This is a genomic window from Flavobacterium sp. NKUCC04_CG, from assembly GCF_019345525.1.
GTDB lineage: Bacteria > Bacteroidota > Bacteroidia > Flavobacteriales > Flavobacteriaceae > Flavobacterium.
This window is the reverse complement of the sequence record NZ_JAHKRA010000009.1, coordinates 78143-91687: the sequence shown is the minus strand read 5'-3', so window position 1 is coordinate 91687 and position 13545 is coordinate 78143. Positions and strand designations below refer to the sequence as shown.

At 36.5% G+C, this 13545-nt stretch carries 11 protein-coding genes; 1 reads left to right on the top strand and 10 read right to left on the bottom strand.

Annotation, left to right across the window (positions count from 1 at the left end; all coding sequences use genetic code 11):
• Positions 1-49: 49 nt before the first annotated feature.
• From KO524_RS09000 to KO524_RS08975, 6 genes are all read right to left on the bottom strand, one after another.
• On the bottom strand, positions 50-1042 hold the full coding sequence (locus tag KO524_RS09000) for a hypothetical protein (protein WP_219293127.1): 993 nt from the start codon (positions 1040-1042) through the stop codon (positions 50-52).
• Positions 1043-1257: 215 nt separating this feature from the next.
• The gene (priA, locus tag KO524_RS08995) at positions 1258-3708 is read right to left on the bottom strand and encodes a primosomal protein N' (RefSeq protein ID WP_219293125.1); all 2451 of its coding nucleotides are present in this window, start codon (positions 3706-3708) and stop codon (positions 1258-1260) included.
• A gap of 115 nt (positions 3709-3823) precedes the next feature.
• Entirely contained in the window at positions 3824-4249 is a 426-nt protein-coding gene (locus KO524_RS08990; RefSeq protein WP_219293123.1) for a DUF2147 domain-containing protein, read from the bottom strand.
• Positions 4250-4376: 127 nt separating this feature from the next.
• A complete protein-coding gene (locus tag KO524_RS08985) occupies positions 4377-5276 on the bottom strand; it encodes a YihY/virulence factor BrkB family protein (RefSeq protein ID WP_219293121.1) in 900 nt (299 codons plus the stop codon).
• Between the two features lie 21 nt (positions 5277-5297).
• Positions 5298-6158, bottom strand: coding sequence for a carboxylating nicotinate-nucleotide diphosphorylase (gene nadC / locus KO524_RS08980; RefSeq protein ID WP_219293119.1), 861 nt, complete (start codon positions 6156-6158; stop codon positions 5298-5300).
• 86 nt (positions 6159-6244) lie between these two features.
• The gene (locus tag KO524_RS08975) at positions 6245-6826 is read right to left on the bottom strand and encodes a DJ-1/PfpI family protein (RefSeq protein WP_219293117.1); all 582 of its coding nucleotides are present in this window, start codon (positions 6824-6826) and stop codon (positions 6245-6247) included.
• Positions 6827-7323: 497 nt separating this feature from the next.
• Between KO524_RS08975 and KO524_RS08970 the strand changes: the two genes are divergently transcribed.
• The gene (locus KO524_RS08970) at positions 7324-7821 is read left to right on the top strand and encodes a plastocyanin/azurin family copper-binding protein (protein WP_219293115.1); all 498 of its coding nucleotides are present in this window, start codon (positions 7324-7326) and stop codon (positions 7819-7821) included.
• Between the two features lie 90 nt (positions 7822-7911).
• Here KO524_RS08970 and purB read toward each other — a convergent pair whose 3' ends face one another.
• From purB to tilS, 4 genes are all read right to left on the bottom strand, one after another.
• On the bottom strand, positions 7912-9258 hold the full coding sequence (gene purB, locus KO524_RS08965; RefSeq protein ID WP_219293113.1) for an adenylosuccinate lyase: 1347 nt from the start codon (positions 9256-9258) through the stop codon (positions 7912-7914).
• A 112-nt stretch (positions 9259-9370) separates the two neighbouring features.
• The gene (locus KO524_RS08960; protein WP_219293111.1) at positions 9371-10216 is read right to left on the bottom strand and encodes a DUF2911 domain-containing protein; all 846 of its coding nucleotides are present in this window, start codon (positions 10214-10216) and stop codon (positions 9371-9373) included.
• Positions 10217-10240: 24 nt separating this feature from the next.
• On the bottom strand, positions 10241-12199 hold the full coding sequence (locus KO524_RS08955; protein WP_219293109.1) for a thioredoxin family protein: 1959 nt from the start codon (positions 12197-12199) through the stop codon (positions 10241-10243).
• Positions 12196-13509, bottom strand: a complete 1314-nt coding sequence (gene tilS / locus KO524_RS08950) for a tRNA lysidine(34) synthetase TilS (RefSeq protein ID WP_219293107.1) — start codon at positions 13507-13509, stop codon at positions 12196-12198. Before tilS ends, KO524_RS08955 begins: the two co-directional genes overlap by 4 nt.
• Positions 13510-13545: the final 36 nt, after the last annotated feature.

The window sequence follows — 13545 nt, the reverse complement described above, 5'->3', positions numbered from 1 at the left end:
ACTATCGGAAACCACCTCTTCATAAACTAACTATAATACAACAAAAAATTTATGGTAATGCTTTGATTATCGCAGATAATTCAGCCTCAGTAGCGCTTTTCAAATCCGACATAGCAATTGTAATTACTTTATTCTTTTCCAACTTAACCTCTTGTATGGCATAAATCAATCCACCATTACTTTCCGATACAAAAATGATATACATTTCAAAGCCAATTGGTCCCCAACCATAATGTTCGGTAAAGCTTCCACTACTAACGCTATAGACATCTAAGTAAGCCAATACTCCTGGCTCTCCCTTATAAGCTACATAAACAGCGCTATTTTTATTATCATAACCATCCGGAGTCTTGACCACTATGGGTGTTTTCTCTCCTTCCAATGAAGCCAATATATCGATATTGGTCCATCCAAAATCACGTAGATAAACTTGGTAACTATTGGTCTCAGCATCCGCAAACACTCCCCCTAATTCTTGCCCAGGATTAAATTCGTTCCATTCCAAGTTTCCATCTTCATTAAAAAGACCTTCCCACAGCGTCATCTCATTATTCAAGGTTCCCGTATTTTCAGCCGGTACCACCATATTAAAATAGTGCCCTTGTAAATCCATACCATTCTGTGTAACATTGATATAAAATTGCCCTCCGGTAATTAAGGGTACATAGGCGTCCTCGCCGTTATTCCCCATCAATGGCTTATTGGCTAAAACCATAGAAGCTCTGTCGTAAAACTCTATAAATTCCAATTCTACCTCTCCTTCAACCATGGCGCCTTGTTTAGTCGTAAGACTCTCTGGAGGTATTTGTAATTCCACTCCCTTTTCGGAAACAAATACAAGTCCGTCTTCTGCAGAAAATTTAGTTCGTTGAGTCATTTTGTTTAAGGCTTCTTTTTGTAACTCTTTAAAAACCGCAGCAGAAGGGGGAGTCATTTCTGGCTCAACCGGTGGAACTACAATGGGATTTCCGTCGTCACTTGAACAACCGATAGACAGTAGGGTAACACATAAAAATATGAAACCAAAATAAATTCTTTTCATAGTATAAAATATTAATTAACAAACAAATTTAAAAAAGACAAAACGCATAATTTATGATTAAAATCATATATTAAGTAAAATATTTTGCTTTTTTAACGAAAAATAACAATTATACATCAAGAAAACAACCCTAATAAGCCTCATTTATACAAAATTTTTACTAAGTGACTCAGCCGTCAATAACGGCTACGCTTGGAGTTTAATCCAGACAAACCTTAGTAAAAATCCACATTAGCCGTGACTTTAACCGCACGATATCCCCCTACTGCTTCAAAACTTTTTAGGATACGTTGAATGTGTTTTTTTGTAGGCATCAAAGGTTTTTGCTGCGGAATTTTAATTAATATTACTCGAATATATTGATTGCGAATTCGGCTAATTGCCGGTTCCTCCGGTCCTAATACCGGCATGTCCAATTGGGTTTTTAATACATTGTACATCCAAAAAGATGCCTCTTTTAGTTTATCGAATTCGCGATGCCTCAATGTCAAACGAACCAGGCGATAAAAGGGTGGATATTTAAAATTATGCCTTTCGTACATCTGTTCTTTATACATACCTAAATAATCATTATTCGTCACTTGTTGAATAATATTGTGATATGGATTATAAGTTTGAATGACAACACGACCTTGTTTATGGGTTCGACCCGCCCTACCCGACACCTGCATCAACATTTGAAAAGCGCGTTCATGCGCGCGAAAATCGGGATGAAACAAGCTGTTATCGGCATTCATAACTCCCACTAAATTAACATTATCAAAATGCAATCCCTTGGCCAACATTTGCGTCCCAACTAAAATATTGATTTCCCCTTCTTTAAAGGCTTCTAATAGTTTTTCGAACCCATATTTTCCCCTAGTGGTATCCTGATCCATTCGGGCAATTTTCTTTTCAGGAAAAAGCTGCTTCAGCTCTTCTTCGACCTGTTCGGTACCAAAGCCTTTAGTATTTAAGTCCACACTATTGCAAGCTATGCAAGAAGTAGGCATCTGCATACTAAAACCACAATAATGACAACGCAGCTGGTTCTTGTATTTATGGTAAGTCAAACTCACATCGCAGTCTGTACATTGAGGCACGGTTCCACAGGTCATGCACTCAACCACAGGAGAAAAACCCCTACGGTTTTGAAATAAAATCACTTGTTCGCCCAGTGCCAAAGCCTGAGCCATTTCTTCCAACAGAGTGTTTGAAAAATGCCCCGTCATCAGCTTGCGTTTGTATTTTTCTTTTACATCTATTAGAATAATTTCCGGTAAAATCACATTTGCATAACGCTCTGTCAAAGTAACCAGTCCAAATTTTCCTTGTTCGGCATTGTAGTAGCTCTCTAAACTCGGTGTTGCTGAACCCAATAACACTTTAGCTCCATGAAGTTTTGCCAGCACTATAGCCGCATCTCTACCGTGGTATCGCGGAGCAGGATCTTGTTGTTTAAAGGTCGCCTCATGTTCTTCATCAATGACTACAAATCCCAATTGCTCAAATGGCAAAAAAAGCGCTGATCGCGTTCCTATCACAATCCGCGCAGTTGCGGATTCTAACAATACCTGATTCCACACCTCAACCCGTTCATTATGAGAATATTTTGAATGAAAAACCGCTACTTGATTCCCGAAATACGCCACTAATCGCGTTACCAATTGTGTAGTCAATGCAATTTCTGGCAGCAAAAACAAAACTTGTTTTCCCGAAAGGATAAATGACTCTATCATTTTGATATAAATCTCCGTTTTCCCAGAAGCAGTTACCCCGTGAAGCAATACCACATCTTTAGAATTCAGTTGCTCATTAATCTCATGATATGCCTTTTGTTGAGCATCGCTCAATTCAAAATTAACGGCATCACTATCTTTGAAGATAACCCGGTCTTCTGTCAAGAAATACTCTTCAAGAATCTCCTTGTCCACCAATGCTTTAATTACAGAAGACGTACTTCCCGAATATTCGAGTAACTGCTTTACCGAAACCGGTTTTTTTTCTACTGCTTTAAGCTGAAAATAACTCAAAATCAATTCGCGTTGTTTGGCAGCGCGCGACAATAATTCCAACAACGCATTTAATTGCTCTCCGGATTCGTAATCCGAAACCAGTCGCACATACCGCGTTTGTTTGGGTTTGTATTTTTCAATCAATTCTTCCTGTAGGTAAATCACTCCTTTGTCCAAAAGGCTATTGATAACAGGAAAAACCGTTTTTTTATTTAGAATCGATACTATTTCTTCAATTTTGAGTGTCGATTGAAACTGTAATGCTTCAAAAACCAAATATTCTAAATCACTTAAAACAGCACTATCAATATCAGATTGTGCATTAAAATGAATCAGGGTTTCACTTTCGAGCAAAAGTCGTGATGGCATCGCTGTACGATACACCTCTCCCAAGCTACACATATAATATTCCGATATCCATTTCCACAGTTGAATCTGCTTTTCAGTAGCTATTGGATAGGTATCTAATATTTCGTGTATTTCTTTTGCTTGATACTGTAACGGTACACGATGGTGTTTTTCCAACACCAAAGCAGTATATACTTTATTTTTTCCAAACGGAACCGCCACGCGCATACCCGCGCGTACAAATTCGAATTCCGCTTCTGAAACCGAATACGTAAATGTTGCAGAAACCGCCAAAGGCACCACCACCTCTACAAAATATATCATAACTAAAAATTGTATTTACAAAGATACATCTTTGTATAAAAAAAAACACTTTTGATAGAAGGCTTCTCTACCAAAAGTGTTTTCCAAATTTTCATTTAAATGCTTAGAAGCACATCTATAACCTGACCCATGTTTGCGTTCTTCCCAACAACGATATTCCGAGATATCCACGAACATCTAATTTGTCAATACCGTTGAGTTTAACGGTACACTTATATTCTTTACCCGTCTGAGGATCAATAATTCTTCCATCGGTATACTCACTCCCTTTTTTAACCAAACCCTTGATGATCGTCAAACCAACAATAGGCTTGCCTTTGTCTGTTCCAGGACATTTATCACAGACCGGATTCTCAACTGTAGGCTTGATTAACTTGATTACTTTTCCGTAATATTTTCCGCTTATTTCTGTAATTTCAACAATTGACTTTTCTTTCCCAGTAGTATCATCGATAGTTTTCCACTTACCAACTATGCTTTGCGCATTTAGACTTACACTTCCACAGAGTAAAATCAACAGCACTAAAAATGAGTTTTTCATATGTATGTATTTATGGTTGTTTCTTTATTTTTTAATCAAAGTTATTTTAACCTCAACCTTATCAATAGGTATTCATTGGACTCCTAACCTGAAAATTTATTTTACACTTGACCTTACTCAAATATAACTATTTTTTTTGTTTTAATTTACTAATAGATGCATTTAATTCAAAGCCCAACAGCAAAATCATGCAGTTTATCCAAATATAAAACATTAAAACTAACAATGTGCCAATAGAACCATACAATTCATTGTAGCGTGCAAATCTTAAAACATATATTCCAAAGAAATAGGAAGTAAACACATACAATACCGTTGTAAAAACAGACCCTACAGATATAAAGGATACTTTTTGCATTTCCTTGGCTCCAAATTTATACAAAGTAGAAGTGACCATTAAGATTACAAATAACAAAAATAAATTTCTCGCCCATTGCAACCAAATTTCCATATCCATAATACTGTGCATAATCACCTCCAAAACCACAAACACCGCTACCGTGATAATCAACATAAAAGACAGCATAATAGACAAACCCAGGGCTAGCAAATACTGTCGAAAAAGACTGTGTGAGATGGTGATATGGTAAGAGGACTCAAATCCGCCTATTATGGCAAAAACTCCGTTTGCCATCAAAAAAATAGACAATAAAAATCCTGATGACAACAAGGATTTATAGCTGTTATTCATAATATCATCCAAAATAGACGATATGGCTTCGTAGGTATTAGGCGGCACAGAGCTGGCAATAAATTGCATAAAATCGGCCTGAAAATTATCTAAAGGAATATACGGAATCAAATTAAGAATAAAAAGGGCAAATGGAAAGAGCGCCATAAAAAAACTAAAGGCAATCGATCCTGCTCGATACGAAAAGGCTCCTTTTACGATACCCGTAATATATAATTCTAACAAATCGTATAGTGAATACCCTTCCAATTTTGGTAGTTTAATGGTTTTCACAAAACCCATCACCTTATTTATTACCGGTATTTTATCTATCTTATCCTCTATTTCTTTCGACACGAATTGCTGTTTTTAAAAAACTTATAAAACTGCTTTTAAACTCAAATCCATATTGTATACAGAATGAGTTAAAGCTCCAGAAGAAACAAAATCGACACCACATAAGGCATATTCTCTTACGGTCGTTTGGTCTATGTTTCCAGACGATTCGGTCTGACAACGTCCCTGAATCATAGCTACCGCTTTTTTGGTCGTGTCATAATCCATATTATCTAATAGAATACGATAAACTCCGTCTTGTTCCAAAATCTGACGTACCTCATCAAGTGACCTCGCTTCTACTATTATTTTTAAATCTTTATCATTGGTTTTTAAATATGCATTTGTTTTTTGAATCGCCTGAGCAATACCACCTGCAAAATCGATGTGGTTATCCTTTAGCATAATCATATCATACAACGCAAAACGATGATTTTCACCACCGGCAATTTTAACGGCCCACTTTTCGATTGCTCTAATACCGGGAGTCGTTTTCCGCGTATCCAATATTTTGGTTGACGTGCCTTCTAATAAATCTACAAAAACTTTTGTTTTAGTAGCTATGGCACTCATGCGCTGCATCGAATTTAAAACCAAGCGCTCCGCTTTGAGTATCGATTGGGATTTACCCGATACCAAAAATGCTTCATCGCCTACTTTTACAGCAGTTCCATCATTTATTAAAACTTTAACCTCCAAATTCGGATCGACATAATTAAAAATCATTTTCGCAAATGCTACCCCAGCTAAAATTCCCTCCTCCTTAACCAACAATCTGGCTTTTCCCATAGCTGTTGCTGGTATACAAGCCAACGAACTGTGGTCTCCGTCTCCAATATCTTCTCTTAGAGCATTTTTTATGATGATAGCTAACTCTTCTTGAAATTGTTTCTCTGTAATCATGGTATTAATTTAGTTTTGCTAAAATAAGAAATGTTTTGCACTTCATCAGCCCCTTTTACAAGTCTGTAACAACAATAGCAATCCTTTTAATTTTTCACAATGGCAATTCCCAGCATTTTATAAAATTCCTTCAATATCGCTGGGTGTCCTGGCCATGCAGGAGATGTGGTTAAATTGCCATCCGTAAAAGCGGCATCTACAGCGATTTCTTGATAATGCCCACCCGCTAATACGATATCTGGCCCAATAGCCGGATAGGCCGTTAATTTCCTTCCTTTGAGCACTGATGCAACGGTTAGTATTTGAATCCCATGACATATTGCCGCTACTGGTTTATTCTTTTCGAAGAAATACTGCACAAACTTTATAACGTCCGGATTTAAACGAATGTACTCAGGAGCTCTCCCGCCACATACATACAACCCATCATAATCTGAAATTTTTACCTCAGAAAAAGTTTTGTTTAAAATAAAATTATGTCCTCGCAATTCCATATACGTTTGAAAACCTACAAAATCATGAATTGCCGTTGCTATAGCCTCATTAGCCTTTTTGCCAGGGCAAACCACGTCAACTTCTATACCTACCGAAAGTAAGGCCTGAAAAGGAACCATAACTTCGTAATCTTCTACAAAATCGCCAGCCAACATTAAAACGCGTTTTTTCATATTTTAGTTTTGTTAAAAAAATTAATATTCGTGAATATCACGGTATAGCGGACTCGCTTTCTTCACAATAAAAATCTTATAATCTGTGATTTAAGCTTGTGGTTCTGCAGCCTTTCTACCTAATAAATTTAAACTAATTTACTCAAAAATCAAATCTTTAGGCAATTTAATAAGCGTTTTTTAACGGAAAACCCAATTAGGATTCGATCGACACTTCAAAAAATTTAAAAAAAACTACAAGCCCTTTCATCCTGAAGTCAGCAAACGCCTTTTCGACAAAAAGGAACACATCAAAATGACAAATCGCGTTGGAGAAACTTAACCAAGTCGGCCTACACCAAAGATATAAGACCTTGTATTATGGCGCTGCCATTTAGAATACAGCAGTATATATAAATATGAAAAAAAATGAAAAAAATATCATAACCTGATAAATATCATGTCCTTACCACATTAATACAATTAATTTTACATCGTAATCAAAAAACAAAAACCCTATGAAAAAAATACTTTTAATTTCAACACTAGCTTTGTTTAGCATCTCATTAAGTTCATGCGGGGATAAAAAGAAGGATACTCCAGCAGCAACAGCAACTTCAGAAGTAAGTGCGCCAAAAGAGGGTTTTGAAGTAACTATATCGGGAGATGACGCTATGAAATTTGACAAAACAGAAATTAGAGTCCCAGTAGGTGAAACCATTATACTTACGTTAAAACACATAGGAAAAATGGATAAAGCAATAATGGGGCACAATTTTGTGGTTTTAAAGACCGGTGTTGATATTCCGGCATTTGCAGAAAAAGCTGCTGTTGCCAAAGAAACTGACTATATACCAGAATCAGAAAAAAACAGCATAATTGCTCACACCAAAACGATAGGTGGCGGGGAATCTACAACTATTGAATTTAAAATTACCGAAGCGGGAACATATCCATTTATGTGTACGTTTCCTGCACATTACGCCTTAATGAAAGGGGAGATTATTGCGGAGTAATGACGGTTATTTACTATTAATTCAATTTATTGGGCATCTTATAAGATGCCCAATATTTTTTTAAAACATTCCGGCTTTTAACCTATCGGCTTAAACTGTTATTCCCAAATAATTACTTGGTGTTATTTGTTTCAGTTCGGCTTTTATTTCTGTTGAAACTGCTAATCCATCTATAAATTGATGCATGGACTCTTTATTTATTACGGCATTGGTTCTAGTTAAATCCTTTAGCGCTTCATAAGGATTTGGATAAGCCTCTCTTCTCAATATCGTTTGAATAGCTTCTGCAACAACTGCCCAATTATTTTCCAAGTCTAAAGCAAATTTATCTGCGTTTAAAAGCAATTTATCCAGTCCTTTTAAGGTAGCTTCAAATGCGATAAGTGTATGTCCAAAAGGCACCCCAATATTACGCAAAACCGTACTATCGGTCAAATCTCTTTGCAAACGTGAAACGGGTAATTTGGCCGATAAATGTTCAAAAATAGCATTGGCAATTCCCAAATTACCTTCTGAATTTTCAAAATCAATCGGATTCACTTTATGTGGCATAGCGGAAGACCCAATCTCCCCTGCTTTAATCTTTTGTTTAAAATACTCCATGGATACATAAGTCCAGACATCTCTATCCAAATCCAAAATAATGGTATTGATTCGTTTTAGCGCATCAAAGAATGCGGCAAAATGATCATAATGCTCGATTTGAGTGGTAGGAAACGAATGTTTTAACCCCAAATTTGCTTCGACAAAATCATTTCCAAACTGTCTCCAGTCTAGATTTGGATAGGCTACATGATGGGCATTAAAGTTACCAGTAGCACCCCCGAATTTTGCAGCAAAAGGAATGTTGTTTAACAAGCGGAGTTGTTCTTCCAGGCGCACAACAAAAACGTGTATTTCCTTACCTAATCTCGTAGGAGAAGCCGGCTGTCCATGTGTACGAGCCAACATCGGTATATCTTTCCACTCCAAACTCAGCGCCTTCAATTTATTGACTAATTTTATAAAAACAGGCATATAAACCTCTTGAAAAGCCTCTTTCGTTGAAAGCGGGATAGCGGTATTATTTATATCTTGAGAAGTTAATCCGAAATGAATAAACTCTTTATAAGCTTGTAAACCCAACTGATCAAAAGCGGCTTTGACAAAGTATTCAACGGCTTTGACATCGTGATTGGTAGTCTTCTCTGTTTCTTTGATTTCCAAAGCGTTTTCTGTCGTAAAATTTTGATAAACCTTACGCAATTCAGGAAATACGTCTGGGGAAATTCCTTTCAATTGTGGCAAAGGTATCTGACACAAAGCTATAAAGTACTCGATTTCAATTAATACTCTATATTTAATCAAGGCTTCTTCAGAAAAATAAGCAGCTAAAGAATTGGTTTTATTTCTATATCGACCATCAATAGGCGAAATAGCATTCAGTTCTGTTAACATAAAATAGGGATGTGTTGTTAAGATGCAAATATAAACTATTAATAAGAAAATGGAAAATGAATATACGGTTTACTAAGATGAAAAAAGGCTGTCTTTACGACAGCCCTGTAATCTATTTAGACCATTCTAAAATGGAGTCTTTATTCATTTTAATATAATCGGCATTGTTTGCCGTTTGTGCTAACTCTAAGGATTTTTTCGCTGTTTCAATAGCCCCCTTTTTATCGCCTAATTTAGCTTGGATTTGCGATTTTAATCGCAAAAAGTAGTAAGGCACTTGGGCTCCACTCATTTCAATCGCTTGATTGATCCAATTTAAAGCCTTATTCATGTCTTTATTAATCGAGAAGTAATATTGTGCCGAAGCAAAATAATCTGTTGCCTTAGGCCCTGCTAAGACTTGGTCTATACTGGCTAATGCCAATTTTTCTGACGGTACTTCGATATGCACGGCAACCATGGTTTTCTCCCAAGAGATTTCCAAATCGGCTCCATCAATATTTACATTGCTAAACGCTAAAGTAAAAGTTTCGATATTTCTATTCAGAGGAATAGGTTTAACCGTTGTTTTAAGAGCGACCTTAGAGTCGTCCCAAGTTTCAGGTAATCCCCAATTGTTGGTATTTGCATAGAAAAACACATCCCACGACTCTGCTTTCGGCAAAGTATAAAGTGCATATTTTCCCTTTTTAAGCGTTTTTCCATCAATCACAACATCATCACTAAAAGTAACTATGGTATTTACGTTAGCCCCAGTTCTCCACATTCTACCGTAGGGAACTAAATCACCGAATACCGAACGACCACGCATATTGGGTCTTGTATATTCAATACTGATATCGGTTAATCCAACCACTTGTTCGATTTTTGCTTTTGTACTCATCTGAGGTACTTGAACTTGAGCCGTTCCCAAATAGGAAGTCAAAATCAAAGCTACTAAGGCTATCTTATTTTTCATGTTTACATTTATTATATATAACGTTTATTTACTACTTCCTTCTAACAACCAATTCTTATAGGTTTCTACATCAGGAGTATAACCAATAGGACTGTTCAACGGTTTTTCATCCGCGTCTAAAACAACATAATAGGGTTGCGCATTGGCTTTGTAATGCGTGATTTGGAAATCACTCCATTTGTTTCCGATGGATTTGATTTTTCGTCCAGTTTCTGGAGAGATATACTGTTCTGCCTCGGGTAGAGGTTTTTTGTCGTCAACATATAGTGATATCAGTACGAAATCCTTTTTCAGTATGCTTAATACCTCTGGATCCGACCATACATAATCTTCCATTTTACGACAATTCACACAAGCAAATCCGGTGAAATCCAACAAAACGGGTTTATTAACCGATTTAGCATAGTCTATTCCCTTTTGATAATCGGTGAAAGCCACCAAATCATGAGCTCCCAATTTGGCTCCATCGGGCAATTCTACATCAGTCGCAGCAGCACCGCCTTTGGAATTACCTACTCCATACGGACTTTCACTATAGGTCATCGGAGGTGGAAATCCAGAAATAATTTTTAATGGAGCACCCCATAATCCAGGAATTAAGTAAATGGTAAAAGTACCTACCAGTAAAGCCATCGCTAAACGACCTACGGAGATATGATCCATTGGACTATCATGTGGTAATTTGATTTTCCCTAACAAATATAAAGCCCAAGCACCAAAAATAGCAATCCAAATAGCTAAGAAAACCTCTCTTTCTAACCAATGAGCTTGCAATACCAAATCGGCATTAGACAAGAATTTAAACGCTAAGGCCAATTCTAAAAATCCTAATGATACTTTAATCGTATTTAACCATCCACCTGATTTAGGCATCGAATTTAACCAACCCGGGAACATGGCAAACAACATAAACGGCAAAGCCAATGCTGTGGAGAATCCTAACATACCCACTATCGGAGCAATTCCTCCTTTAGATGCCGCTTCTACCAATAGGGTTCCAACAATCGGTCCTGTACAGGAGAAAGAGACTATCGCCAAAGCTAACGCCATAAACAAAATGCCAATAAACCCACCACGATCGGCCTGAGAATCGACTTTATTTGCCCAGGAATTGGGCAACATGATTTCAAATGCGCCTAAAAAGGAGGTTGCAAAAACCACCAATAAAACGAAAAATATGATATTAAACCAAACGTTGGTTGATAAGGCATTAAGCGAATCCGCTCCAAAAACAGCCGTGACTATAGTACCTAACACTACGTAAATTAGAATGATAGACAATCCGTAAAAAATGGCATTTCTGATTCCCTTAGCGCGGGTTTTACTTTGTTTGGTAAAGAAGCTCACCGTCATTGGAATCATCGGGAATACACAAGGAGTTAACAAAGCTGCAAATCCAGATAAAAACGCGATAAAAAAGATTTTAAACAATCCTTTCTGCTCTTCCTTAACCGGTGTAATTGTAACCGCTTTTTCTGTTGTTTTAGCAACGGTATCGGATGAGTCTTCAAAGTTTAAAACTTCTTTGGACGTTAAATTTTTTACGTCAAATTCAAAGAAATTACTCTGACTAATACAGACATCCAAACAAACTTGATAGGACAATTCCAACTGAATCGTTTTTAAATCGCTATTAGTCAATTTTACTTTTTGTACCAGTTGAACTGGACCGTCAAAATAGGTTTCATCTACTTCAAAAACGTCGTTATATACCGTTTTTGTAGTGCTTTCTTTTGCCTTTTCGGCAATAACATAATTTCCTTTCTCATTGTTAAACAACAATTCTGCAGGTAAAGGACCACCTTCTGCGGTAAATTGAGAATACATATGCCAATCCCCTTCGACCGTTCCGTCAAGCGTAATTATATATTCTGTATCTGAAAGCTTTTCAATTTTAGATTTCCATTTAGCCGGATTGACAATTTGTGCCTGTACCGAAACTATAGAAACCAAAAAGAGCAGCAAATAAGCTAATTTTTTCATGGTATTAGTTGTATTTTTAAAATGTTTTTAGTTGTACTTTTTACTTTAAATCGATCATCCATTCGATTGCCAACAATCCATACAATTTGGTTTTCGGAACACAAAATCCAAGTTTCGCCTTTATCGATTTGTGAGTATTTTTCATCTTTAAAGAACTTACTTAGTTTTTTAGCTCCACGCATACCCAAAGGGTAAAAACAATCTCCTTCACGCCATCTTCTCAGTGACAACGGAAACTTCAATTGATCTTTATCTACGTAAATAATTTTTTTATCTATTAGTATGGTTCGTTCATTTTGTTGTTCATTTTTTATAGTTATTGGTTGTTTTATAGTTTCGTTTTCCTGGAGGTAATAAACTTCATTATCTGTTTCTAATGCAGACTTTGGTGCCAGTATTAATTCCGCTCTATTTTTAAGTAAGACATGAGAATCTGAATAAATCAGCTTTCCCGTAGCCCCTTCTACTAATGTGTCAATATCACTCCAAGCTTTAAAGCCATATGGTTGCAGCCAATAATGCAAATAAGCCAAATAATTATTTCGTCGTTTGAGCGCAATTATCGAAATAAAATGCTTTTCACCTAATTCTTTAACCACTTCTTGATAATATTGTTTTGACGCATCTTTCAACATGCTGTTGGCCTCGTTTAAATAGACCAAAGAATTGGCAAAAGAATTTAAAAAACCGGGATTGCTCTTTTTAAAAATGGGCACAACCTCTTTTCTAATCTTATTGCGTAGGTATTTGGTTTCAGCATTAGTACGATCTTCGCGCCAACTCCATTCCATTGCCTGCGCTTGCGCATTTATTTCATCACGAGAAAAAATCAACATCGGACGGATGATTCTTTGATTTTGCTCGGGAATACCGATCAAACCTTCTAAACCAGTTCCCCTCGAAAAATTAATTAAAAAAGTTTCGACAGCATCATCTAAATGATGTGCAGTCAACACATAATCCAATTTATTTTCGTCTAAGAGTTTATCAAACCATTCGTAACGTAAAATTCTAGCGGAAATTTGAATAGACTGTCCCTTTTCTCTAGAATACTGCTCTGTATCAAAACGAATGCCAAAAAAAGGAATTCCCAAGCGTAGACAAAGAGATTTAACAAATTCCATGTCTTTATCACTTTCACTTTGACGCAACTGAAAATTACAATGAGCCACAGAAATGTTTAACTTTAATTCCGCAAACAAATGAAGCATCACTATACTATCAATTCCACCGCTTACCGCCAGCAAGAGCTTGGCTTGTTGTAATTCTGGGAACCGATTTTGAATATGAGTTTTGAGTTTTGCTAACATTTTAAAAATTAAAGTTACCAAAGTAACATATTTTAT

Coding starts and splice junctions, on each gene's coding strand:
- KO524_RS09000 (WP_219293127.1), bottom strand. CDS start 1,042: ATGAAAAGAATTTATTTTGGTTTCATATTTTTATGTGTTACCCTACTG.
- priA (WP_219293125.1), bottom strand. CDS start 3,708: ATGATATATTTTGTAGAGGTGGTGGTGCCTTTGGCGGTTTCTGCAACA.
- KO524_RS08990 (WP_219293123.1), bottom strand. CDS start 4,249: ATGAAAAACTCATTTTTAGTGCTGTTGATTTTACTCTGTGGAAGTGTA.
- nadC (WP_219293119.1), bottom strand. CDS start 6,158: ATGATTACAGAGAAACAATTTCAAGAAGAGTTAGCTATCATCATAAAA.
- KO524_RS08975 (WP_219293117.1), bottom strand. CDS start 6,826: ATGAAAAAACGCGTTTTAATGTTGGCTGGCGATTTTGTAGAAGATTAC.
- KO524_RS08970 (WP_219293115.1), top strand. CDS start 7,324: ATGAAAAAAATACTTTTAATTTCAACACTAGCTTTGTTTAGCATCTCA.
- purB (WP_219293113.1), bottom strand. CDS start 9,258: ATGTTAACAGAACTGAATGCTATTTCGCCTATTGATGGTCGATATAGA.
- KO524_RS08960 (WP_219293111.1), bottom strand. CDS start 10,216: ATGAAAAATAAGATAGCCTTAGTAGCTTTGATTTTGACTTCCTATTTG.
- KO524_RS08955 (WP_219293109.1), bottom strand. CDS start 12,199: ATGAAAAAATTAGCTTATTTGCTGCTCTTTTTGGTTTCTATAGTTTCG.
- tilS (WP_219293107.1), bottom strand. CDS start 13,509: ATGTTAGCAAAACTCAAAACTCATATTCAAAATCGGTTCCCAGAATTA.